This window comes from Nitratiruptor sp. YY09-18, from assembly GCF_016593235.1.
Lineage (GTDB): Bacteria > Campylobacterota > Campylobacteria > Campylobacterales > Nitratiruptoraceae > Nitratiruptor.
Genome location: NZ_AP023065.1, coordinates 1,342,843 through 1,368,358 on the forward strand (window position 1 = coordinate 1,342,843; position 25,516 = coordinate 1,368,358).

Below are 25,516 nucleotides of genomic sequence, written 5' to 3' on the forward strand. Positions count from 1 at the left end.
TTATTTATACTTGAGTTTGTAAAAAAGATTTAAAAAGTTTTTTGCAACATTTCCCACTAGGATTGCGAACACTACATGCACAAAATCGAGCTTTCTTCTTCTCATATTCTTCAAAATGTATCTCATCGGCTTGGGCAATAGTATAGCCAAAGCAAAAGCATATAGTCGCATCCAAATCGGCTGATTTGTAAGCGGTTTTGCGAATAAGATCGTCATTGCTAAAGGTCTGCAAACCGCTAAAATAGACCACATCACATGCATGGTTTTTACAAAAATAGTAAGTTTTTTCTCTCTCAAGTTTTGCAATATCCTTGAGATTATGTAAAAGATTTTCAAATTTGAGCTTTTTCCCTTCGCCTTTACATTTTGGGCAGTGCTCTGGTATAAAAAATTCCATCACAATCCTTTAAAATTTCTTCCAAAACTCTCGCGAAAAGAGAATAATAAAAGTATAAAACTCTAGCCTTCCTATAATCATAAAAAATGCTAACAACACTTTATCAAAATCGCTAAAGATTGTGAAATTATCTGCCGGTCCCACATGACCAAAACCTGGACCAATATTGCCAATTACTGCGATTGCTGCACTCATAGCAGTAAGATAGTCATACCCTTTAGCAAAGAGATAGAATGAGCAAAGCAAAGTAGTAAGAAAATAGATAAAGAAAAAGCCACTGACACTTCCAAGAACTTTGCTACGGACTCTTTGCCCATCGATATAAACACCTATGACTGCGTTGGGATGGAGGATCTGCTTGATTTGTGCACCAAGGTTTTTGAGAAGTACCACATAGCGTATCACTTTGACACCACCTGCCGTACTTCCGGCATTGGCTCCGATGAACATAGGAATGAAAATAATAGCTATTGCCACACTCGACCACTGCCCATAATCTGTGGAAGCAAAACCTGTGGTAGTAATGATAGATGAAATAGTAAAAAAGGAGTGAGTGACGGCATGGAAGAGATTATCATGACCTATGAATATATGCGTAAGGCTCAAAGCAACTGAGAGAAATACAAATATTACTGTATACCAGACAACCTCCTCGCTCCTATACCCGCTAAAATCTTTGGAAAATGCTTTGAGGTGAGCAATGAAGTTAATACCACTTAAAAACATAAAAACTGTTGTAATCCATAAAATAAAGCTATTATTTTGCCAAAAACCTAGGCTTGCATTTTTAGTAGAAAAACCGCCCGTAGATATTGTGGAGAATGCATGATTGATCGCATCAAAAAGATTCATGCCTCCTAGATAGAGCAAAAGCGTATCTGCAACTGTTAAAGCTACATAAACTGCCCAGAGTCTCTTGGCTGTATCTTTGATTTTAGGTGTAAGCTTTTCTAGAGTTACTCCTGTCGATTCAGCTTTAAAGAGTGTAAGAGATCCTGTAGGATTTATAATTGTAAGAAGTCCAACTCCCAAAACTATTATCCCCATACCTCCCAGCCAGTGATAGAGACTGCGCAGCATTAAAGTAGTATGGGAGAGTGATTCTATATCGTTATAGATAGTAGCCCCTGTAGTAGTAAATCCACTAATCGCTTCAAAAAAAGCCTGAGCAGGGGTAATATGGGACGTAAGATAAAGTCCTATTCCACCTCCAACTCCAAGAAGTATCCATACCAGATTAACTGCAAAGATACCCTCTTTTATACTCATCTGGGCTGGGTGCTTCCAAAGCAACGAAAAAATCAGATAATGAAAAAGGAAAAATAATAGATTGAAAATAAGATAGGCTTTAATCGATTCATGATAGATAAGTCCAGTAATAGAAGGAATTGCTAAAAAGAGTGAGAGTACAAGCCCAATAGTTGAGAGAAATTTTGTAATATTTTTTAGAGAGTGTAAATCCACTTTTTAATCCTCTCCTCTAGATAAGATTTTGAAAATACTGCTATTACATCCAAAGCTTTGAGAGTGGTTTTTTGCTCCAAAGGCTTGATTTCGCCATCACGGATAATGTAAAACCGTGCATCATCAAGAGCAAGAGGCTTGATCTTTTGATCAATAAGGTGAGAGTTTGGAAAGATTTTGCGCATAAAAATCGTTCCTCTTCCGCCACAATAGTGACGCTCGGATATTACTAGGCTTGATGCAATCTTTTCTAAAATAGAATAGTAGGCACTCATTTTAGGCCCTCGTACTGCAACGATGCCAAGCTTGTGCATCAAAGAGTAAAACTCCATATCGTTATTGACAGCTACGCTCTTTTTGACGCCATACTCTTTTGCCTCGAGGCAGCGTATGATATTGTCTTCATCATCGCTACTGGTTGAGATTATCATATCAGCACTTTTGACATTCTCCTCTTCAAAAATAGCGTGCTCAATGTAGCGGCTGTTAATGACAGTCGCCCTATTTTGCAACACTTCTGAAGCACGCTTGCATAACTCTGGATCAGTCTCAATGATTTTGAGCTCCACCTTCTCTTCCAAAAAGGCCTTTGCAATCTCTAGTCCCAAAAGCTCAGCTCCAAAAATCGCTATCTTTTTTATCTGCTTTGGAGCATGGCGATTGAGCCCATTGCACAACTCTTTGATGCGCTCTTTATCCCCAAAAAGGTACAAAAGATCATTTTGCTCAATTTTTTCATTCTTTGCTGGGATGAGAAACTTTTTGTTGCGTTCAATCCCCACGACAATCGTATCTTTTGTACAAAGCTCTTCCATAGTGGTATATTGCGGCTCGTCTACAACCACTGAAACGAGGGTAAATGGAGTAAAAATGAAATTTTTAACATTATTTGCCTTTGGATAATTAAGCAAAAGTTTGATTGAGCTTGCAGCTGCGATAAAAGGAAAAACTGCTTCATGTATTCCTATCTTTTTGGCAATGGAGCTCTTCGCAAAGAATGGGTTGCGCAGACGTATGATTTTCTTTTTGACATTGATCGCATCATCTGCAATGAGTGTGGAGATGAGATTGGCTTCGTCATTATCTGTTACAGCGATAAATATATCATACTCTCGCTCCATAAGCGATTTGTAGGTATCTGGATCTTCAATGTTGCCAAAAAGAGGCATCACATCGATAGATTCAGTAAGCCTTGAGAGAGCATCTTGATTTTTATCTATTATAATGATGTTGTGCTTGATTGAGAGAGTTTGTGCTAACTTAAACCCTACTCTCCCTGCTCCAGCAATTATAATATCCATCTTTGCCTTCTTTCATGCAAGATAAGTAAATAATAGCTAAAAAAGCTTTCCAATTTTTTTAAATCCATAGTAGTAAAGTAAAATACCCAAGAGCATTACACCAGCAAAGTATGGCCACAGATCTACAAATGAAGTGCCGCGAAAAAATATACTCTCCGCTCCTTCAATATAATAGCGAAGAGGTGAGAAGAGTGAGAGCTTTTGCAAAATTGGATGCATTGCATAAATAGGTGTCCAAGCACCACTCAAAAATATTATTGGCATCATTATGAGAATAGCAAGTTGAGCTACTTGCATAATGTCTCTTGCTACTGCAGCTATGAAAAGCCCAATACCAGCACTGCTAAGAATATAGAAAAAACTAAGAAGCACAAAAGCCCAAAAAGAGCCATTCATTGGAGTATCAAATGCCCAAAGAATTACAAATCCAACAGAAATAATCGTTCCTATCAGATTGATAACCACTTGTGAGAGACTCTTTGCTAAAATTATTATCTTTGCATCCACAGGCATCAAGAGCATGAGATCCCATGTACCATCCTCTTTCTCTTTCACAAAAACCATCGCTGTGAGAATGACACTTAGGAGCGTAATCACTGAGAGAAGCTCAGCTAGAGATATGAACATATGCGTGTCCGCATTTTGATTGAAAAGTTTATGGGTTTTAAGCTCAACTGGTAGATGCAGTTTTTGAAATTCCAAAATGATATTTTGCAAGTAACTAAGCGTTATGAAGCTTTGCGCTGCAGCAGTAGAGTCTAAAAGCACATTGATGGTTGCTTTTTTACCTTGAGCATAGTTTTTGGCAAATTCTCTATCAAAAATAATGCCTACCATAATATCTTTGTTAAATATTGCTTTGCGAAGATTTCGCTCATTTAAAAATGCTTTTGGTTTTTTAAACTCTGGCGTATGAAAATGTGAAAGGATCTTTTGGCTTACTCCACCACCGGTATAGTCTACATAACCAATCGTTACATTTCTTGGTTTTACCGCTATGCCAGCCCCAGCAATATAGACATCGAGAGTAAAAAAATAAAGCACAGCCAAAACCAATAGCGGAATTCGCAAAAAAGTGAGTATCTCTTTGATAAAAGTGACTATAAAGGAGCGTATCATCGCATCTCCTTTTTTAGTAGCAGTGTACCGACCAAAAAGTAGAGGAGAAAAAATCCTACAAGTATTGCTAGATAGAGTATATTTTTTTGCGATGCAAAGCCTTGCCCAATGAGAAATGTATCATAAATGATATGGTTGTAGTACATCACGGGAAAGAGATGTGCTTCGATATAAGACTCCCCTTTCATCGATGAAATCGGCATCAAGATACCAGAGTACAAAAATCCAGGAATTACCGTCACAATAACAGTAAGTACTACCGCAACAATCTGGCGCTTTGTAATGATAGAGATGAGAAGCCCTATTGAGAGACTTATGAGCACATAGAGTTCGCTTGCTACCCAATAGAGGAAGAAACTTCCTCGAAAGGGGACTTCAAAGATATAAAGTGCTAAGATAAAAAGCAAAAATATAGTAACAGAGTGCAAAAGAAATACGGGTATCAATTTTGCAGCCAAAAACTCAGACTTTGAAAGTGGCGATGCGTAAAAATTAAAAATAGTGCCTTTCTCTTTCTCTTTGACAATCAAAAGAGTCGAAAGCAGCGCAGGAGCTATCAGAAGTACCAAACCGATAAGACCTGGAACTATCGCATCCTCATCACGCATTGCCTGGTTAAAGAGTGTGCGCTGGTTGATTGCAATTTTTGGCTTGAGACCCATCTTCGCTCCGATATCTTGGGCAGCTTTGAGTATAGTTCCTTCTATATAACTTTGAATGGTTAGCGCTCGCATGGGAAAAGAGCCATCCACAAAAATTCCCATCTCACTTTTTTGCCCATGGAGCAGGCGCTTTTCAAAGGAGCTTGGGATGATAACGATTGCATCGATTTTTGCCTGCTTCATGAGGCGCAGGGCCTTTTGCTCACTCACTTGAGAGAGTGTTGGAGCAAAATATTTGGAGTGCTCAAATTTTCCTATCAGCTCAGCTGAGAGCTTGCTCGCATCATTATCGATAAGTAGCACTCTTGCATGCGTCACTTCAAGCCGTATCCCATATCCAAAGAGAAGGAGTATCATTGTTGGTACAAGATAGACCAGATAGATAAGTTTTGTACGAACAAGTTCTATAAACTCTTTGCGCATGTAGGCATAGATTGTGCGAAATCTCATTGATTTGCCTTATAATAATAAAGAAATATATCCTCAAAACTTTTAGCTTCAGGATGCTTTTTGTATAGATTTTCAACTCTATCATCAACGATCTTTTTCCCACGCTTAAGCACTACGACTCTATCGCAAAACTCCGCTTCACTCATATAGTGTGTGGTGATAAGAATCGAAATGCCCCACTTTTGTTTTAGCTGCTTCAAAAGTTCCCAAAACTGCGCTCTTGCAATGGCATCTACACCACTTGTTGGCTCATCCAAAAAGAGCACCACAGGCTCATGCAAAAGCGCAGCTGCTACCGAAAAACGCTGATTGACTCCTAGAGGCAAAGAGGTTGGAAAATCATCCATAAACTTCTCAAATCCTAACTCATGGGCATAGCGCTCTATGCGCTCAAGCGCTTCAAGAGGAGGAATTTGGTGCATATTGGCAAAGTAGATGAGATTTTCTCGCACTGTGAGATCTTTATACAGAGCAAAGCGCTGGGATACATAGCCAATTTTTGCCTTGAGATCTTGTCTATCTTGCCCACTTTTAATAGGTTTTCCTAAAAGATAGAGCTCACCTTCATCTATTGGGTAAAGCCCCAAAAGCATCTTGATAAATGTTGTCTTGCCAGCACCATTTGCTCCAAGCAGTCCCAAAATCTCACCACGCCTGAGCACCATATCTATATGATCATCTGCCACGAAATCACCAAAACGCTTCGTAAGACCTCGTGCCTCCATGACCACTTCTGGAAGCTCAATGGCAACTTTACGCTCGGCAATCTCAATCTTTGGAGGGATTTTGTTGTGCTGTAAGGCGCTTACAAAGAATATATCTTCGAGGGTTGCTTCTTTATGCTTTGCTGGCAAGGGTTGAAGCGAATAGGTCTTCCCATGGATTGTAAAGCACTCTTGGCACTCTGTTGGCTCGTAGACATACTCTTTAATTGAATCCACTAACTCCTCTGCCTTGCCACTTGCAATGATGCTACCCTCTTCAAAAAGCAATACCTTATCCATCTTTTGTGCCTCTTGCATATAGGCTGTGCTTACTAGTGCAATGGTCCCCTCTTCTTTGCGAATATTATCGAGAATTTCCCAAAGCTCAAGACGGCTGAGGGGATCGACTCCCGTCGTTGGCTCATCAAGCAGTAGCAGTTTTGGCCGATGCAAGAGAGTGCAAATAAGTGAGAGTTTTTGACGCATCCCACCACTCAAATTTCCAGCAAGTCTATCTGTAAACTCTGCCAATCCTGCCATTTCAAGAAGTCGCTGACGATAAGCGTAAAATTTCTCATCCTTTTTTAGGCTCCTAATATCCGTGAAAAAATCGAGATGCTCGCCGACACTCAGTGTATCATAGAGCACAAGTCCCAGGCCTTGCGGCATGAGGCCTATATCTTTTTTGATTTTTTCAGCCTCTTTGGGTGAATGGTATGTCACATCACCAAAGCGCACTTCCCCTTCAAAAGGTATCACTCCAGCAATTGCATGCATAAGCGAACTTTTGCCAGCTCCATCTGCTCCAATGAAGCCTACAATCTCTCCTCTTTGTGCTTCAAGGCTAGCATGAGCGATACCTACGCGCTTTTTGTAGCGAACTGTAACATTCTTAACCTCTAAGAGCGCCATAATTTTTCCCTACAAAGAGCAGTAACAGTGCAGTAGTTCCAATAAGTGAGAAAACAAGAGCGGCATGCATACCAAAATGCTCCCAAAGTAGTCCACACACATAAGCACCAAGCGCTCCAAAGAGAGCGACTCCTGCATAAAATACCCCATAGACTGAACCTTTATTATCACTTTGCATGGCTATATAGGCTCTTGTGGCATTAAGAGTTGCTACGGTAAAGAGTCCAAAAAAGGCAAAAGCTATCCACGTAAGCAATGGCCTTTGCAAAAAGAGCAGCACAAGTGAAATAATCCCACTGATAAAGCCAAAAGCCATGATCTTGAGCGCTCCCACATTATCAATAAAAGCTCCCAAAAGATAGCTGGTAAGCGTTTGGGTACCTGTAGAGATAGCAAACAGCAGAGGAATGATCATCACAGCAACCCCTACACTCTTTGCTTGCAATGTCAAAAAAGCATCACTCCACATGAAAAAGATAAAGAGAAAATAAAAAAGAAGCATCCTAATAACACGCTTATCTTTTGCAGTGATGCGAAACTTCTGGGATTTTGGCTTTTTGGGCACATCTTTGACAAAAAATATCACTAAAATAAGACCTATGAGTCCGGGAATTATGGTAAAGAAAAAAATGGAGCGAAAAACCTCCCCACTCTCTCCAAGTTTCCACAGAAGAAAAAAGGCAAGAAGCGTTCCTGTAAACTCCCCTGCGATATCAAGTGTCTTATGAAAACCAAAAGTTTTACCGATACTCTTTTTCTTACTAAAACTTGCTATCAAAACATCTTTTGGCGCACTACGCAACGCCTTGCCAAGACGCTCTGCTCCCCTCAAAGCTGCAACACTTTTGTAGCTATGTGAAAACCCTATGAGAGGTTTACTCAAAGCTGAGAGCGCATATCCACTCACAACCAAAGGCTTGACAATTCCATAGCGATCGCTAATGAAACCAGAGAGTAGACGCAGAGCATACGAGACAAAGGTAGCAATAGCTACAATAATTCCAAGCTTATCGACCCCTTCGTGAAGCACCACTACCACAAAAATCGGCAAAATTGGATTGATCATAGCTGTAGCCATATCCGTAAAGAAGCTTACAAAGCCCAATATGACTACATTGCGGTCAATTTCCTTCATCAAAGCTCCGGAATCTCATCGAGTGATTTTGGAAGTCCTTTTCCATCAAGAGATATGACTCCGATTGCTGGAAGTCCGAGTTTTAGCAAAGGATCTGGCTTGAGAGGCTTGAGATGTACTGCATAGACCCTTTGGATCCTGTCACTCCTTACAGCTACCTCTTTGGGAGTAAATTCTGCTTTTTGCGCTATGCGTACCACCTCAGCCGCAATTGGTCTATTGGGATAGGCATCCAAAAATATCACTGCCTTATCGTGTAGCTTGATTTTGCCGTTGGAGAGCGTATCGACATATATTTTGAGATAGAGTGTTTTTGGATCGATGAGCGTTGCTATTGGCATACCAGCACCCAATACTTCGCCACTATTTGCAATTTTTTCCACCACATATCCATCCAGGGGACTTTTGAGAGTAAGCTCTGCGATGATAGCTTCGATCTGTCCTTTTTGTGCTTTGAGAGCTTCGATCCCTTTTTTGAGCCCTGCAACCGCCTCACGTAAAGCATCGAGACTCTTTTGAGCAGCCTTTGCATCCACTACATCGCTTCTAGCGATAGCGATGGCTTGGAGAAGTTGTGCTTTTTTTGCTTTGAGTGCTTGCAGCTTGTTTCTATCTGTTTTGTATTTAAGTGTAATCTCTTCCAATTTGTGTCTTTGGATCAGCCTTTTTTTATAGAGATCTTTGATACGCAGATAGTCTTTCTGATCTTGTGCTGCGACCTCCTTTTGCGAAGCTATAGCGCTTTGGAGCTCTTGGAGCTGCTTCTCTTTTGCTCGAAAAGCTAATATGGCTTTTTTAAGAAGCTCGGGAATCTTCGTCTCATTGATTCTAAGCTCAATCTCTTTGACTTTGAGCTCTTTTTGCTTTGCTTCTATCTGCTTTTGAAGAGCCTCTTTTTGCTTTTGAAACTCTTTGCTCTCTAAAACAGCTATTACATCACCTTTTTTGATTGCATCTCCATCATCGAAGAATATCCTTGCCACTCTCCCAGGATATTTAGTATTGAGATTGACAAGATCGCCATCAAATCTCCCAACCCCTTCGATTAAGTTTGGTGGCAACTCTTTTGGGTGGAGTTTGATATAAATAAGCAGTGCAGCTACTATAAAAAGAGCTAAAGCAAAAAAGCCAACCCAATATTTTTGGACTATTTTCATACTAGATCCTTTAATACTTCTTGAGTCTTTTGTCGTCCAATCTCAATGATCTCATAAGCTTTATGAAAATCAAGTGTTCCAGCGATGCTTTTTGGTATCTCAATCAATACATCTGGAGGATAGCCGCCAATGCGGTAGTTTGAAAGGGTTCTTTGCATAGAATCAATGGTCATATCGATAATATCAAAAAGATGATACTCATCTTGTTTATCTTCAAAAATTTTTCTCGCCTTTTCTACCATATCATTTGCAATTACCTCAAGCTTCGACTCTTTTTGTATTACCTCATTCGGTATTTTAACCTTTGGCGGTTCTCCTTCTCCAAGCAACGATACTGCTATAGTTAAATCACTAGGAGATGCCATAGTAGGGGCTACTGGCAACGGATTCAAAATACCTCCATCTACTAAAAGCATTCCCTCTTTTTCAATAGGCGTAAAAAAGGAAGGAATAGCAATAGAAGCGCGGATAGCTTCCAAGAGATCACCTTCTTGGAACCATACCTCCCTATTGCGCTTAAGATCAGTAGCAACAGCTGTATAATTGATAGAAAGATCTTCTATTTTGACATCTCCCATAATCTGCCTAAGTTTTCTCATCACACGATCTCCGCCCACAAGACCGCGCTTATCAAAGGAAAAATCTAAAAGCTTCATCACATCAAATGCATCAAGCCCCAAAACCCACTCTTTATATTCATCCAATTTTCCAGCAGCCCAAAGACCTCCAATGAGAGCACCCATAGAAGCACCACTAATAGCAGTAATCTCAAAATGCTTCGCAAGCTCCTCTATAGCGCCAATATGGGCATATCCTCGCGCTCCCCCGCTACCAAGTACTAAAGCGATCTTTTTCATTGTTGCACACCTTGCAAAAAGAGCTCCACAACTTTTGTTGGGCGCAGATCCTCACCATGGATGAGCCAATACTCTACATAACCGTTAGTAAAAGAGTTAAAGAGATATGCGAGCTTCAAAAAGTTCTCCTCTTTCAAAGGCTTATGCACATGCATCTTCGCAAACCACGATGCAACCATTTTATGAATTGGCTCAATAAGAGCATATTGTCTCTTTTCCATTTTGAGAAAATAGAACGGATCACCCATCAATGGATCTTCAATCGCTCTTCTTTTTTGTTGAAATACCTCAAATTTCAACCTCACATAAATTTGTAGACACTGTAGAGGATCTTCGATATTTTTTGTGTGCTCTTTGAGCAATGCATGAAACTTCTTTATCTGATACTCAACGTAAGCTAAAAAGAGATCCTCTTTAGAAGCAAAAATCTTATACAATGCCCCCACTGATATTCCAAGATATTTGGCAATATCTTGCATTTTGAGCTGTGCAAATCCCTCTTTTTCGATCAAATTGGAGATCTCTTCAAGAAATATCTTGCGTTTTGTTGCTTGGACTTTAAGCTTTAGTATCTCTTTCATCAATGCCTCTTCATTTGCAATCATTATATCTCAGCCATTCTTAATGAAAAATTATATATCATTTTTGTGAATCTCATTCACAAGGGTAGCAATGAGCAAAAAGATCGGCTCAATTATAATCATTTTACTTCTAATCTTTTTTGGATGGCTTGGATTTGATTATCTGCACTATAGAAAAGTCAATGCTGTCAGTGACGCAGCATTTATCAAAAGTGATGATCTAGCACTGCTTAGTTTCAAAGTTGGTGGCAAAGTGATTGCAATGAATAAAAATGAGCACCAAAAGATCAAAAAAGGTGAAGTGCTAGCGCAAATTGATCCTACCGACTTTCTGAAAGCAAAAGAGAAATTAATGCATAAAAAAGAGGCACTTGAAAAAAAGATAGAGGCTTTGCAGCTTAAGCGCGTAAGAGTGCAAAAAAACCTTACTCTCCAAAGCCTGATAGCAGATCAAGAGATAGAGGCTCTTGGTAAAGAGATAGCAGCAAAAAATGCACAATGCGAGGCTTTGGGGGCAAAACTGGAAAAAATTGCAAAAGATGAGCAGCGTTTCAAAGTCCTCTTGCAAAAAAGACTTATAGCAAGAGAAAAATATGAGACTATCCATACGCAAAGAGTTGCACTCCAAAAAGAGCTCAAAGCGATGCAAAAAGCTATAGAAGCACTGCACATCAAGCAGCAAGAGCTAGGCAACAGAGCAAAAATTGCAAAAAACCAAAAAAATTCTATCAAAGAGCTTGCTAAACAGATCGCATCACTCACAAAAGAGAAAGCCGCCCTGGCTAGCACAATCGATGAACTCAATCTCAAAATCTCCTACACAAAGCTCTTTGCTCCATTTGATGGAGTTATTGCCAAGAAGTTTTTTGATGCTCCAAAAGTGATCAAAAAAGGTAGTCCTGTCTATGCTATTACAGATCCTATGAAGCTTTACTGCGAAGTGCTGCTTTCAGAAAAAAAGATGCACGGAGTTAAACCCGGCAATAGCGTAAAAATAGAAGTAGATGCAGTGCCGGATAAAACATATAATGGTGTTGTTGAATCGATTGCTCCTACATCTGCAGCCACTTTTAGCTTGGTGCCTCGCGATATAGCAAGCGGCGAGTTCACGAAGCTCGACCAGCGCTTCAAAGTACGCATAAAGCTTGATAATATCGAAGGACTTCGTGCAGGTATGGGTGCAACTGTGGCAATAGAGAGGAGATAGCATGGCGATGCCGGCTGAAGATGTCATCTTGGATGAAGGAAAAAAACCGTGGTATATAACTCCTGCTGAGCGTGCTATATACTCTGTCATTGTAATGGTTGGTGCTTTTATGGCAATCTTAGATACGACTGTTGTAGATGTCATAGTTCCCAAACTTACCGGACCACTTGCTACCGATCTGTATGGTGTGCAATGGATCATCACAAGCTACATGATAGCTGCTGCGATTGGCTTGCTCATTACTGAGTGGCTTATCAAAAATTTTGGCTCAAAAAAGATCTTTTTGGCAGGAGTGGCTCTCTTTACAGCTGCTTCCTTTGCATGCGGCATCTCCAATGCACTCGAAGAGATGATCCTCTTTCGCGTATTACAAGGCATTGGCGAAGCCTTTATTATGGTTACAAGCCATATCATGATTTTTAGCTACTTTCCTCCCCACCAAAAGGGTTTGGCTATGGGAATATTTGCACTTGGTGTAAGCTTTGCTCCATCTTTGGGTCCTACTATTGGTGGATATCTCACTGAGTTTTATAACTGGCGTATGGTATTTTTCATCAATGTACCCGTAGGTATTTTGCTTCTTGTAGCCGGATTAATCTTTTTGCCAAGAGAGCGTCTCTTTGAAAAGCTACGCTTCAATTTTACTAGTTTTATACTCCTTAGTTTTGCTACAGTTTCGCTCCTTGTCATGCTCTCAAAAGGGCAGCAGTATGGCTGGCTTCACAGCTCCTTTATCATTGTTCTCCTCTTGTGTGCCATCATTGGATTTTTGCTCTACGCACTTGTAGAACTCAACTCCCAATTTAAGCTCATCGATTTTTCACTGTTTAAAAATCCCGACTTTTTCAATGGAATGATGATCTACTTTTTTATCCTTGGCTTTTCTATGTATCAATACTTCTACCTCCTACCCATTTACTATGAGCGCATTAAGATGCTCCCTACTCTGGGTGCCGGTATAGCCGTCTTTGCATTTGCAGTCTTTATAGGAATCTTCTCACCCATTGCAGGCATCCTTGCAGATAAAATCGGAGCCAAAAAGGCTGTAGCCCTTGCAGCCTTTGTCTATGTGATTACTTCTGTGCTTTTGCTGCCAAAACTCAATTACTACACCCCCATGCATCAAGCAATGCTTTTAACTATTCCTTTTGGTATAGGTATGGGACTCTTCTTTGCTCCTGTGACAGTAATGGTGATGCAAAGCGCACCACCCCATAAAGGCGAACTAGCAATTGTTCTCATGGACTACTTTCGCTTTGTAGGTGGAAGTTTTGGCACGGCTCTTGCTACCAATAATATGGAATATTTTAAAAATATGCACTTTTTACGCATGAATGAGCTGCAAAACTATGAATATATTGGTTATTTCTTGCATAAACTCCAAAACCTCTTAGGTATCAGCTGGGAGCAGATCAAGATCATTTTTGGCAGCTACGAAGAGTTTATGAGTTTTAACTACGGCTTTTACAACACCTTCATGCATGCTGGATATTGGGGAGTTTTTGGTACGATATTTGTACTTTTGCTCTTTTTGATAAAACCAAAGGAGAACCTATGAGAAAATTATTAGCTATATTGTCACTTTTTTTGCCGCTTGTTGCCCAAGACTATATTCAAATAATCCATAAAGTAAACAATTCCCTCCTTTTACAGCAAGCTGGCAAACTCACTGAGGCTTCCAAAAAAATGGTACAAGCTGCCCAAGGCAAAAATCTCCCCACTCTCGATGTTTCACTCCAAGTAATCCATCTCAAAGATACACCTACTATGTATCTGCATATGCCACGCACCCCTGTCATGGCTCTCCCCATGGGCAAACAGGAGCAGTGGCAAGGAGAGCTGCGGCTAACCTATCCTCTCTTTAGTGGTTTTGCCATTACAGCTGCTACGCAAAAAGCGAAGCTAGAGTATGAAAAGGCAAAACTCAAAAAAGATGATCTCAAAAGAAATCTCTATATGCAAACTACGATGCTCTATAGCTCCATCTATGCACTCAAGCAAAAGCTCCAGGCTCTCCAAAGGGCAAAAAAAGCGATAGATCTCGCATATAAAAAAGCACAAGGCTTTTACAACAAAGGATTGCTAGCTCCAAGCGAACTCTACAATATCCAAGCAAAAAAGTATAAAATTGCAGCGGATATCACGCAGACAAAGGGGCAAATTACTGCACTTTTCAATAATCTCTCATATCTTCTCAATATAAAAATTTCTACTACCGATGAGCTTACATCACTACCCATGCCACAAAAATCACAGATCCTCCAAAGTGCCCTCCAGCAAAGAGAGGATCTATTAGCTTTATATAAGAGCTTAGGCATTGACCAAGAGGATATTATCCTTGCAAAAAGCACATATTATCCCAAAATCGCACTCTTCGCTGCGCTTAAAAAGCATGGCGATAGCATGGCTCTTAATGGCGATGGGTTTACCAATGCTGACCAAAGCTATGTAGGAGCAGCAGTACAGTGGAATCTCTTTTCTGGTTTTAGTGATAAGCAAAGAGTAGAGGCAGCTAAGATGAAAAAAGCAGCAACAACTTTGCAAATAGCAGAGTACAAGCAAAGAATCACAACGAATATCGAAAATGCTTTTGTCAAGCTCACAGCACTCAAGCAAAAACTCAAAAGCGCAACATCGCAAGTCAAAGCGCAGCTAGAGTACTATAAACTCACTCAAGGAAGATTTGACAATCAATTAGCAAGTGCAGATGAACTCAGTCGCTCAATTGCTGATCTTGCAGCGGCAAGAGCGCAAAAGGCTGCAATTGAAGCACAAATTTTCAATCAAGTAGCCTATATCTATCTTCTTGGTGGACTCAAAAATTTTGAAAAAATAGCTCTTCGTTGATAAGAGGCAAAACCTCTTATCAATACTCTTTGATATACGCTTTTTCTCCATGGAGTGCTTCATCAAGCCCCTCTATCTCATCATCACGGCTTACACGAAGTCCAATCATTTTATCTACAATTTTAAATATTATATAACTCAAAACTACAGTGTATATGCCAACGACAAGCAGAGCCAGGAACTCTTTACCCAAAAGTCCTACTCCACCCCCATACAATAGTCCGTTTACGCCACCAATATTCTCTTTGGCAAAGATACCTAGCAAGATAGCTCCTAGCATCCCGCCAACACCATGCACACCAAAAACATCGAGACTATCGTCATATTTGAATCTATTCTTGAGATATACCACCGCCCAAAAACAGACAATAGCAGCTACTACCCCAATTACAAGACCGCCAAAAATATCTACAAATCCAGAAGCTGGAGTGATTGTAGCAAGTCCTGCAATGATACCGGTAAAAAGACCAAGACTTGTAGGCTTTTTAAACTTGATCCACTCAAGTATCATCCATACAAGCCCCCCTACAATCGCTGCTAGAGTGGTAACAAATGCTGCACTTACAGCTTGTGCATTCAGAGCTAGTGCGCTTCCACCGTTAAATCCAAACCATCCAAACCACAAAAGCCCTGTTCCTATAGCAACAAGTGGCAAAGAGGAGGGAAGCATAAAAGGCTCTTTGCGTTTTCCAAGCATAATAGCACCTACAAGTGCAGCAAGTCCACTGGTCTCATGCAACACTATCCCACCTGCAAAATCAAGAACTCCCATATTTCCAAGCCAGCCACCACCCCAGATCCAGTGAGCTACCGGGAAATAGACGATCGTTGACCAAAGGAAAGAAATTAAAATCCACGCACCAAACTTCATTCTCTCCACAAATGCTCCAGCCATAAGTGCTGTGGCAATTGCTGCAAAGGTCATCTGAAAAAATATAAAGAGATAGTGGTAGAGATTTGGTGCAGAAGGTGCTGTATCAGATGGTTTGATACTATGGAGGAAAAAATACCTCAAATCTCCTATTATGCCTTGGACATCTCCTCCAAATGTGAGCGAGTATCCATAGGCTATCCAGACCAAACTCACTATCCCAAAAGCCACCATCACCATCATGATGGTATTGAGAATGCTTTTGACTTTTGTAAGCCCACCATAAAAGAGTGCAAGTGCCGGCACACTCATAAGAAGTACAAAAGCAGTAGAAACAAGTATCCAGACATTGTCAGCAATTACAATTTTCTCCATTTTGTATCCTTAAAAAATATTTAATTATATTGCCTCTTCGTCTTCTTCACCTGTGCGGATACGGATAACTTTTTCGATATCACTCACAAAAACTTTCCCATCTCCAATTTTCCCTGTACGCGCACTTTTGACAATCGCTTCAATTACTTGTTCGGCCTCATCAGCAGTAACAACAACTTCAATTTTGACCTTTGGCAAGAAATCAACCACATATTCCGCCCCCCTATAGAGCTCAGTATGACCTTGTTGGCGTCCATACCCTTTGACTTCAGTCACTGTCATACCAGTAATACCAATCTCACTCAATGCCTCTTTCACATCATCAAGCTTAAAAGGCTTAATTACAGCTTCAATTTTTTTCATATCCTCTCCTCATCTGTTTTGCTCTATTTTAAAGGAAAAACTCTTTGATATCAATAAGTTTATTTACTGAAATGTAGTCTTTTGTGTATTTATCATAGAATGTTCTCTCGTTAAATTCATTTTGATCATTTTTTATACAATTTATATCTATTAACTTTTGTACAATTTCTTATATCCCATCAAAGGAAACAAGATGAAACTTGATGAACTCAAAACTGCAGGTCATCTTCCAACACTCATCGCAGCCTTTTTGTACTTTGATTTTAGCTTCATGGTGTGGACGATGCTAGGTCCACTTGCAACGGAGATCGCTTCTTCTTTAGCCAAACATGGTTATATAGTTGATGCCAACCAAAAGGCAACGATGCTTGCTATCCCGATACTTGGCGGAGCGATACTGAGAATTGTACTTGGATTTTTGGTTGATAACATTGGAGCTAAAAAGACAGCGATTATCGCTCAGTTCATCGTCATCGCTTCACTTTTTTATGCATTTTTACGGGGCGAATCGATCACCTATACTGAGCTTTTGATGGTGGCTGTAGGACTTGGATTTGCAGGAGCCAGCTTTGCGGTGGCACTTCCTCAGGCCGGACAGTGGTATCCACCACGTCTGCAAGGCGTTGTTTTGGGACTAGCGGGGGCTGGAAATATAGGCGTGGTGATTGACTACATCTTTGCACCAAAGATCGCTGAGATTTGGGGATGGCCTGCGGTCTTTTTGGTTGGCGGCATTTTATCCACAATTATCCTTGTTACCTATATCATTATGGCAAAGGATGCACCGCCCGAGGTGTATACACCAAGAAAGAAAAAGCTCAGTGACTACATCAAACTTTTGCAAGACAAGGACACTTGGTGGTTTAGCCTCTTTTATGCAGTAAGTTTTGGTGGATTTGTAGGGTTTGCCAACTATATGAAAGTCTATTTGATGGATGTCTATAAAGATGAGATGGCACAAATTGGATTGCAGCTTTTGAATGAGCCAAATGTGCAGGTGATTGCAGGCTATTTCGGGGCTCTTTGTATCTTTGCCGGAGCAATGCTGAGACCTGTTGGCGGGGCAATTGCAGATAAGATGGGTGGCGTAAAATCACTCTATATTTTTTATGGAGCAGTCGCTCTTTTGGCACTTTTGAATGCAACCGTAGTGCACAATTTTTATATGGCTATTGTTGTGCTTTTTCTTATTATGGCAAGTCTTGGCATGGCAAACGGTGCCGTTTTTCAGCTTGTGCCACAAAGATTTGGCAAAGATATGGGTATAATGACCGGAATTGTTGGGTGTGCCGGAGGACTTGGCGGAACGGCGCTTGTGAAGACGCTTGGATGGAGTAAAGCGGCTTTTAACAATTACAGCACAGGCTTTTTTATCTTTGCTGTAATCGCCGCTATGGCTATAATTGGGCTTAGTATGGTAAAAACGAGATGGAGAACGACCTGGGGAGTCCATGCAGGAGGAAGAATATAGATGAGTTATAGACTCAGCGCCTTTGGTCTTGCCAAAGGCAAAGAGCTTCAAAGCGATGATGCTTACGGCGTAAAAAGATGTGATGATATTGTCATAGGGGTGCTTTGCGATGGAGTGGGTAGCGCCCTTGGAGGCAGAGATGCCGCACAAAGAGTAGTAAACTACATGCTCAACAATTTCAAACAGCGACCAAGAAGCTGGAGCATTGAAAAATCGCTGGAGATTTTTATCAAAAATATCAATGCTATCTTATACCAAGAGTCTTTGGCCCAATTTGAGCGTTCAGAGCTTTTAACCACGCTTAGTATTGTCATTATTCAGGGCAATCGTCTCTATGGAGCCAATGTAGGAGACAGCCCTATTTTTTTGCTTCGAGATGGCATGTTGCAAAAACTCTCTTTTGATCACGTTGAAGAGAACTCCCATATTCTTTTGCAGGCTCTTGGAATGGAAAAAGAGGTAGAACCATACTTTTTTGAAAATTTTATTCATCCAAAAGATAGGATATTGCTTTGCAGTGATGGAGTTACGGCAGTTTTAGATGAAAATGAATTGCAAACAAGAAGTAGATTTGATGCTGCGTCTATTATTATTAAGTATGCTAGCAAAAAGGTAGACGATAATCTCCCCGATGATACAAGTGTAGTTGTCATTGAGATCAATGAGCTGGATAAAAAAAGCACTCTAAAGCAATTGAATCTCCCTATTCCAAAAAGCCTTCAAAAAGATAAAATCATTGATGGATATAGACTTATCAAACCTTTGAATGAGAGAACTTGGCTTGTTGAAAACAAAGGCAAAAAATATGTTATGAAATTTGCTGCAGCAACTGATAATCAAGAACAGCTCGATCTATTCATACAAGAAGCATGGAATGCCACGAGACTCAATGCCGGTTTTTTCCCAAAGGCCGTTATTCCAAAAAAAAGAAGCTATCGATACTATATCATGGAATATATAGAGGGTGAGACACTGACCAAACGGATCAAAAAACGCCCTTTACATGTAGATGAAGCGATCGATCTTGGCAAATTTTTGCTCAAAAGCACCCAGTATCTTCTCAAATACAACCTCGTTCATGGAGATATCAAACCTGAAAATATCATCATTAAGCAAAGAAAAGAAAAAGCGACCTTCAAACTGGTCGATTTTGGCTCAATTGTTGAGATCTTTTCCATAGCCAATCGCGCCGGTACTCCAAGCTTTTTGGCTCCCGAACGTTTCAGGGGTGAGGCGATCAGTGAATCGAGTGAAATTTTCGCAATAGGAGTAACGCTCTATCTGTCTCTAACTAAGCACTATCCATACGGTGAGATAGAGCCATTTCAAAAACCAACTTTTAAAAAACCAAAACCAGTAACCCATTTTAATAAAAAAGTACCTCTTTGGTTAGAGTCAGTTATTATGCGAGCGATTGAACGGGATAAAAAGAGACGCTATAAACACTACAGCGAAATGATGTATGAGCTTGAAAATCCCAAAAAAGTCAAACCCTATTTTGATCCATCTGCATCACTTATAGAGAGAGAACCAGTAAAAGTTTACAAAGCTGCATTCATTATCTCTTTTTTCATCAACTGCATTCTCCTCTTTTTATTGCTCAAATAATATACAACTTTTTTGAATATTTTTCCATAAAATAGCTTAAAGCAATTGAAGGAGCACAGATGAGTGCAGTTGAGAGCTTTATCAACTATAAAGCCACTACCGGTATGCAGTGTGGGAGCTACTCCATCGATCTGCCGCCACTCAAAGAGAATGAGCAGTATCGCTTCCATTTTGATGCAACCAAATGTATCGGATGCCACTGCTGTGAAGTGGCGTGCAATGAACAAAACAACAATCCAGCCGAAGTTAAATGGAGAAGAGTCGGAGAGGTTGAGGGAGGAGAATTTCCAAATGTATTGCAGATGTTTTTATCGATGAGCTGCAACCACTGCATCGATCCGGCATGTCTCAAAGGCTGTCCTACAAACAGTTATATAAAAATAGACAACGGTATCGTTATACACGATGATGAAGCCTGCATCGGATGCCAATACTGCACCTGGAACTGTCCCTATGATGTCCCCGTTTTTGATACGAAGCGCCATATCGTCACAAAGTGCCATATGTGCTATGAGCGTATTGAAGTCAACCAGACACCGTCTTGCGTGCAAGCCTGCCCTGAAGGAGCCATCGAGATAGAGGTTGTCAATATCGATGAATGGTTAGACGGAAAAATCGATCAAGAAGCAAATGCACCGGGGCTTATTGATGCAAGAGTAACCGGATCTACCACAAGATTTACTCTTCCTGAAAATTTGCCTGAAAAGCTTGAGCCTATGGACAAAGATCTCATCAAACCAGCCAACAAAGAGTGGCCGCTTGTCTTTATGACGGTCTTTACCCAAATCAGTCTCATTGGATTTGGAGCCATTTTTTTAGGTGATCTTGGAAGTAAATTCACCGCTTTACCAAGCCCAAGTTTTACAATGGCTTTTGTTGTTTTTATGCTTAGTGCCATAGGTCTGCCTCTATCGGCTCTGCATCTTGGGCGCCCTTTCAAGGCATTAAGTGCAATGAAAAATATCAAAACCTCATGGCTTAGCAAAGAAGCCGCAGCCCTTGGCGTTTTTGCAGAAGGTATTGGTATTGTTGCGCTGCTTTATTACTTTCATATCGATGGATTTTTTCGCCTTTTTCTTGAAGCACTCATCCTTGGTATAGGAATCTATGGGATATATGCCCAATCGATGATCTATAGGATTCCGGCCAAACCAACCTGGAATACTGTTTTGACAACCTATACCTTTTTTACAACAGGCTACATTGCAACAACTCTTTTAGCTCTTATGGCAATTATTCAAGGATGGAGTGAAGTAGCCAATATTTTGCTTGTCTTTACAATTTTGCTTGGAGCCATGCACCTATATCTCTTCTTGGAATCACAAAAATTGTATGAAAAAAACAACTACCAGATCCAAAAAGCAAAAAAGCTTCTACAAAGCAGTTTTGCAAATCTGTACAGATTTAGAAAAGCCTCTTTGCCAATAGCAGCGCTTCTTTTGCCGCTTCTATCCATAATTGCACTCAATGCAGGTTCAATCGGTTTTGCCTTTTTGTTTGTGTTATCGGCAGTTCTTTTGGGATTTGCAAGCGAAATAGTGGGGAGACTCCTTTTTTATACAACGGCCATCAAAACAGGCATGCCGGGCAACTTTTTTGCTGGTGCTCAGAGACCATAAGGAGAGGAAATGATACAAAAAATAAAAGACTTTTTAGGATTTGATGTAAAACAAGCTGAAAATACAATGGTAGATGATCGGGTTTTTGGTAAGGTGCCAAAAGCGAAAAAGCCTGATTTTTGGGTGAGATCGACCTGCGGATATTGTGGGGTTGGATGCGGACTTTATATTGGTGTGAAAGATAAAAAAGCCGTCTTTACCAAAGGAAATCCTATGCACCCAGTCAATATCGGCACTCTTTGTCCAAAGGGGATGAGTGAGCATCAGATGCTCTATGCACAAAATAGAGTTTTATATCCAAAAATCAAAAAAGGTGGACGCCTCGAAAATGTTGGCTGGAATGAAGCTTTCAGTGAAGCAGCAAAGCGTATCAAAACAATACAGTCAACCTATGGTAAAAACAGTTTTGCAGTCATTTCAACCGGACAGCTTTTAACTGAAGAGTTTTACGCTCTTGGCAAGTTTGTGCAACTTGGACTTGATACTAGAAATTACGATGGGAACACGACACTTTGCATGGCAAGTGCGGTAAGCGGATACAAGCAAAGCTTTAGAAGCGATGGGCCGGTTGCAAGTTACGCAGATATTGCAAAAGCAGAAGTTGTCTTTGTCGTTGGAGCAAATTTGGCGGACAATCACCCAATTATCGTCCATCATTTGATGAAAAACAGAAACAATAAAACAGTTGTGGTCATTGATCCAAGACGCAGCAAAACAAGCCAGCTTGCTGATATTTATCTGCCAATCAAACCAAGAACAGATCTGGCACTTTTTAATGGCTTAGCCTACATCATATGGGAGCAGGGATGGTTTGATGAGAAGTTTATCACATCAAGAACTAATGGCTGGAGAGAATTTGTCAAACATATCCAATCATACAAGCCGGCTGAAGTTGCTCACCTTACAGGTATTGATACAAAGACGCTGTATCGATTGGCACAGCTTTTTGCAAACAATAAAAGCCTTATTTGCTGGACGATGGGTATCAACCAATCAGCACAAGGCACCGATACAGTCAGTGCGATCAATAATTTAGCTCTTATGACAGGCAATATCGGCAAAGAGGGAACGGGAGCTTTTAGCATAACCGGTCAGTGCAACGCCATGGGAACAAGAGAGTTTGGATTTACCTCATCGATTCCTGGATATAGAAAGTTTGAAAGTCATCAAGATAGAAAAGAGTTTGCAAAACTCATCGATGTGCCAGTTGAGTGGATACCAGACTCCAGAGGCTACAAATATGCCGAAATTATTGAAGCGATAGAAAAAGAGGAGATCAAAGGACTTTGGGTTGTTTGCACCAATCCGCTTGTAAGTTTTCCAAATCAAAAGCGATTACGCAAAGCTTTGAAAAAACTGGATTTCTTGCTTGTGCAAGATGCATTTATGAGTGATACCGCACAAATTGCAGATATTGTCTTTGCGGCGGCTACATGGGGAGAAAAGGAAGGATGCTATACCAATAGTGAGCGACGCTGTAATAAAGCCAACAAAGCAGTTGAGCCTCCAGCTATGAGTAAAAGCGATTTTGAGATTGTTTTGGAGTTTAGCAAATACTTTCAAAGGCATGATAGACTCTTTGGCGGATGGAAAGAGCCAAAAGATGCCTTTGAAGAGATAAGAAAGATTAGTAGAGGCAGACTTTGTGATTATAGTGGCATGAACTATGAAAAGATCGAATCCCTTGGAGGGATCCAGTGGCCTTGCAATGAACAGTATCCCAATGGCTGTAAACGTCTTTATGGTGAAGATATGAAGTTTATGCACAAAGATGGCAAGGCACGATTTATCTGTGCCGAGTTTAAGCCACTGGAAGAGACGCCAAACAAAGAGTTTCCATTTATTCTCAATACCGGTCGAACTGTGGAGCATTTTCATACCAGAACCAAAACAGGCCAAATCAAGATATTAAATGATTTGGCACCCCAGGCCTGGATCGATATCAATCCAAAAGATGCAAAAAAGCTTGGAGTCAAAAACTACGATAAAGTCTGGCTCACAAGTCCTAGAGGCAAAATAGAAAATCTAATCGTTCGAGTAACCCAGCTTGTCGCCCCTGGAACGGTATTTGTGCCATTTCACTATAACACGCAGCTTATCAATACGCTGACTCAATCCCTTTTTGATCCGATCAGTGGTGAGCCAAACTACAAACAAACCGCTGTGCAGATTCACTCAAAGAAGTGTCCAGGAGGTATTACGCCAACTGTAAAAATAGCAGGAGAACTTGAGCTTGATAGGAAAGAAACCAAGCAAAAAGTAACTGTAAAAGAGGAGCAGCGATGATAGAAAAGCTACAAAAAATATATGAGCAACGAAGCAAAAAAATAAACAAAGTAGAAAAAGTCAAAGCCTCGATGTCACCAAAAGAGGCTTATGAGAGACTTTTGAAAGCAAGTCGAAAGGGATATGATTCGCTTACAAAAGAGGAGAAGTCAGTCTTTTTAAAATATTTTGGACTCTTTGACAAAAACGAATTCACTCCAAAGCAGTTTATGCTAAGAGTGCGCATTCCTTGCGGAAGACTTACTCCAAACCAAGCAAAAGTTTTAGGTGAAGTGGCAAAAGAGTTTGGCAAAGACTATATCGATCTTACAACCAGGATGCAAGTAGAGCTTCGCCATATTGACATTGAAGATGTGCCGGCAATTTTTGCAAAGCTCAAAAGCGTTGGTATCACAACCTATCAAACAGGTATCGATAATCTTAGAAATATTGTAACCGATCCTTTGGATGGCTTAGCCTTTGATAACTTTTTTGAAAGTTTCCCTATATTAGAGCAGATGCAAGAGCTTTTTTTGAAAAAAGAGGAGTGGATCGGCTCACTTCCAAGAAAGTTCAACACCTCCATCACCTCTTCCATCACGAATCGATGTAACGCATACGGACACGATGCCTGTTTTGTACTGGCCATAAAAGATGGCATCTATGGATACAATGTTTATCTAGGTGGAAAAGTCGGCAAAATAGCCAAAAATGCCAATATTTTTTTACAAGCCGATGAGGTAGTTCCATTTTATGAAAACCTCATTAAGCTTTATCAAACCTATGGATTTCGGGACAACAGAAACAAAAACAGGCTCTACTTTTTGATAGAGGCTATTGGAATGGATGCTTTTCGAGCAGCTTTAGAGGAATTTAGTCAAAAGGAGTTTACAACAGCTGGAGAGACACTGTGTAAGATGGAGCATTTTGATAACAACCAGGGAAGCGTACAGCTCAAAAATGGCTCTTTTGCTCTGCATGCAATTGTTCCTGGTGGTATATTCAGTGGAACTGATATGATGGAAGCCGCTACCATAGCACAAGAAAATGGTGGAGAGATTCGACTCAGTGTTGAACAAAATCTCTACATTACCAATATCACCGACCGATCATCCATGCTTTCAAAGCCATTTTTTCAAAAATATAAAAATATCCACTCACCCTATTTCAACAATCTTGTAGCCTGTGCAGGAAAAAATGAGTGTAGCTTTGGTGTCATTCCCAATAAACCGGATGCTATTGCGATGGCAGATTTTTTAACAAAAGAGGTTCCCTTGCAAAACTCTAAAATACGCATGTATTGGAGCGGATGTGTAAAGGGTTGCGGACTACATGAGTGGGGTGATATCGGCTTTGTCGGGGCAAAAGCAAAAGAGAATGGTGCAATTATTCATGGAGTGGATATTTTACTTGGAGGCAGTCTCGCTAAAGGCGAAGGTGCACAAACTATCCTAAAAGCGATTCCCCTTCGCTATGCAAAAAATTTGATCAAACAGCTTATGATTGAATACAAAAACCACAAAAAGCCCGGTGAGCACTTTGAAAAGTACTTTGAAAGAGCGCTACAACCATTTTCAAAAGGAGCTATCGGCTTTTTGATGCTGTTTAACGCTCTGCTTGAGAAAGAGGAATTGGAGTATCGATTTAGCTTAGGTAATCATAAACCAATAGGACGGTTTGAACCATTGGAAATCTTTGATTTTGGTCTTGAGATATATAAAAATCTTACAGCTGACAAGGCCTATCTCGATGTTCATAATTTCCAACCTGTGGGAAGCAAAGTGCCATTACATCCATGCAAAATCAATCAAAATATTCCAAAAGAACTAGGCGATATTGTGTATAAGATGGTAATATCAAAGCTATCTGAGCGCTATCAAGTCTTTAGTGAAATCTCTCAAGATATCACACCACTTATACCTTGAACTCTTGCTCTATATCTTTGGCTAGTGTGATGCCCTTGAGGGTCAGACTCTCCTCAGTGATAAACTCCTCTTGCCTTAGCTCTTTTAAGAGTTTCTTGCCCTCTTTGAGGGTAAAGAGGTGGGAGTTTTCTAGCATCAAAAGAATATCTTTGAAGCTCTCGTCTTGCTTCTTTTTTGCAAGGGCTAAGAGCAGAACCTTTTTATTGATATCCATATTAATTCCTTG

At 40.4% G+C, this 25,516-nt stretch carries 21 protein-coding genes; 8 read left to right on the forward strand and 13 right to left on the reverse strand.

Annotated features, from left to right (window positions below):
• Positions 1-4: 4 nt before the first annotated feature.
• From JG734_RS07200 to JG734_RS07245, 10 genes are read right to left on the reverse strand one after another with little or no spacing between them, the layout of a single operon-like run.
• Entirely contained in the window at positions 5-397 is a 393-nt protein-coding gene (locus JG734_RS07200) for a hypothetical protein (RefSeq protein WP_201332613.1), read from the reverse strand.
• Positions 398-406: 9 nt separating this feature from the next.
• Positions 407-1,861: a TrkH family potassium uptake protein gene (locus tag JG734_RS07205; RefSeq protein ID WP_201332614.1), complete on the reverse strand. Its 1,455-nt coding sequence runs from the start codon at positions 1,859-1,861 to the stop codon at positions 407-409.
• Positions 1,843-3,162, reverse strand: a complete 1,320-nt coding sequence (locus JG734_RS07210; RefSeq protein ID WP_201332615.1) for an NAD-binding protein — start codon at positions 3,160-3,162, stop codon at positions 1,843-1,845. Before JG734_RS07210 ends, JG734_RS07205 begins: the two co-directional genes overlap by 19 nt.
• 36 nt (positions 3,163-3,198) lie before the next feature.
• Positions 3,199-4,281 (reverse strand): ABC transporter permease, encoded by a 1,083-nt coding sequence (locus JG734_RS07215; RefSeq protein WP_201332616.1) that lies wholly within the window; start codon positions 4,279-4,281, stop codon positions 3,199-3,201.
• A complete protein-coding gene (locus JG734_RS07220) occupies positions 4,278-5,393 on the reverse strand; it encodes an ABC transporter permease (protein ID WP_201332617.1) in 1,116 nt (371 codons plus the stop codon). The genes JG734_RS07215 and JG734_RS07220 overlap by 4 nt, the downstream gene beginning before the upstream one ends.
• Positions 5,390-7,009: an ATP-binding cassette domain-containing protein gene (locus JG734_RS07225; protein WP_201332618.1), complete on the reverse strand. Its 1,620-nt coding sequence runs from the start codon at positions 7,007-7,009 to the stop codon at positions 5,390-5,392. Before JG734_RS07225 ends, JG734_RS07220 begins: the two co-directional genes overlap by 4 nt.
• Positions 6,990-8,144 carry an MFS transporter gene (locus JG734_RS07230; protein ID WP_236586827.1) on the reverse strand — a complete coding sequence of 385 codons (1,155 nt, stop codon included), beginning with the start codon at positions 8,142-8,144 and terminating at the stop codon, positions 6,990-6,992. The genes JG734_RS07225 and JG734_RS07230 overlap by 20 nt, the downstream gene beginning before the upstream one ends.
• Positions 8,144-9,301: an HlyD family secretion protein gene (locus tag JG734_RS07235; RefSeq protein ID WP_201332619.1), complete on the reverse strand. Its 1,158-nt coding sequence runs from the start codon at positions 9,299-9,301 to the stop codon at positions 8,144-8,146. Before JG734_RS07235 ends, JG734_RS07230 begins: the two co-directional genes overlap by 1 nt.
• Positions 9,298-10,158, reverse strand: coding sequence for a patatin-like phospholipase family protein (locus JG734_RS07240; RefSeq protein ID WP_201332620.1), 861 nt, complete (start codon positions 10,156-10,158; stop codon positions 9,298-9,300). Before JG734_RS07240 ends, JG734_RS07235 begins: the two co-directional genes overlap by 4 nt.
• Positions 10,155-10,739 carry a TetR/AcrR family transcriptional regulator gene (locus tag JG734_RS07245; protein ID WP_201332621.1) on the reverse strand — a complete coding sequence of 195 codons (585 nt, stop codon included), beginning with the start codon at positions 10,737-10,739 and terminating at the stop codon, positions 10,155-10,157. The genes JG734_RS07240 and JG734_RS07245 overlap by 4 nt, the downstream gene beginning before the upstream one ends.
• A 91-nt stretch (positions 10,740-10,830) precedes the next feature.
• On the opposite strand from JG734_RS07245, the gene JG734_RS07250 reads away from it, so the two are divergent.
• Genes JG734_RS07250 through JG734_RS07260 form a run of 3 tightly spaced genes read left to right on the forward strand, consistent with a single transcriptional unit; the run spans position 10,831 to position 14,793 of the window.
• A complete protein-coding gene (locus JG734_RS07250) occupies positions 10,831-11,946 on the forward strand; it encodes an HlyD family secretion protein (RefSeq protein ID WP_201332622.1) in 1,116 nt (371 codons plus the stop codon).
• Between the two features lies 1 nt (position 11,947).
• Complete coding sequence (locus JG734_RS07255; protein WP_236586828.1) at positions 11,948-13,504, forward strand: DHA2 family efflux MFS transporter permease subunit; 1,557 nt, start codon at positions 11,948-11,950, stop codon at positions 13,502-13,504.
• A complete protein-coding gene (locus JG734_RS07260; RefSeq protein ID WP_201332623.1) occupies positions 13,501-14,793 on the forward strand; it encodes a TolC family protein in 1,293 nt (430 codons plus the stop codon). The genes JG734_RS07255 and JG734_RS07260 overlap by 4 nt, the downstream gene beginning before the upstream one ends.
• 19 nt (positions 14,794-14,812) lie before the next feature.
• On the opposite strand, the gene JG734_RS07265 is transcribed toward JG734_RS07260, so the two are convergent.
• The gene (locus tag JG734_RS07265) at positions 14,813-16,039 is read right to left on the reverse strand and encodes an ammonium transporter (protein WP_201332624.1); all 1,227 of its coding nucleotides are present in this window, start codon (positions 16,037-16,039) and stop codon (positions 14,813-14,815) included.
• A gap of 24 nt (positions 16,040-16,063) precedes the next feature.
• Positions 16,064-16,402: a P-II family nitrogen regulator gene (locus JG734_RS07270; RefSeq protein ID WP_201332625.1), complete on the reverse strand. Its 339-nt coding sequence runs from the start codon at positions 16,400-16,402 to the stop codon at positions 16,064-16,066.
• Positions 16,403-16,595: 193 nt separating this feature from the next.
• Between JG734_RS07270 and JG734_RS07275 the strand changes: the two genes are divergently transcribed.
• From JG734_RS07275 to JG734_RS07295, 5 genes are read left to right on the forward strand one after another with little or no spacing between them, the layout of a single operon-like run.
• Positions 16,596-17,873, forward strand: a complete 1,278-nt coding sequence (locus tag JG734_RS07275) for a nitrate/nitrite transporter (protein ID WP_201332626.1) — start codon at positions 16,596-16,598, stop codon at positions 17,871-17,873.
• Positions 17,874-19,481: a bifunctional protein-serine/threonine kinase/phosphatase gene (locus tag JG734_RS07280; protein ID WP_201332627.1), complete on the forward strand. Its 1,608-nt coding sequence runs from the start codon at positions 17,874-17,876 to the stop codon at positions 19,479-19,481. It begins immediately after the preceding gene.
• Positions 19,482-19,540: 59 nt separating this feature from the next.
• Positions 19,541-21,100, forward strand: a complete 1,560-nt coding sequence (locus JG734_RS07285) for a DmsC/YnfH family molybdoenzyme membrane anchor subunit (protein WP_201332628.1) — start codon at positions 19,541-19,543, stop codon at positions 21,098-21,100.
• A gap of 9 nt (positions 21,101-21,109) precedes the next feature.
• A complete protein-coding gene (locus tag JG734_RS07290; protein ID WP_201332629.1) occupies positions 21,110-23,386 on the forward strand; it encodes a molybdopterin oxidoreductase family protein in 2,277 nt (758 codons plus the stop codon).
• Positions 23,383-25,290: a ferredoxin--nitrite reductase gene (locus tag JG734_RS07295; RefSeq protein WP_201332630.1), complete on the forward strand. Its 1,908-nt coding sequence runs from the start codon at positions 23,383-23,385 to the stop codon at positions 25,288-25,290. The genes JG734_RS07290 and JG734_RS07295 overlap by 4 nt, the downstream gene beginning before the upstream one ends.
• On the opposite strand, the gene JG734_RS07300 is transcribed toward JG734_RS07295, so the two are convergent.
• On the reverse strand, positions 25,280-25,504 hold the full coding sequence (locus tag JG734_RS07300) for a hypothetical protein (RefSeq protein ID WP_201332631.1): 225 nt from the start codon (positions 25,502-25,504) through the stop codon (positions 25,280-25,282). The two genes, JG734_RS07295 and JG734_RS07300, sit on opposite strands and share 11 nt — an antisense overlap.
• Positions 25,505-25,516: the final 12 nt, after the last annotated feature.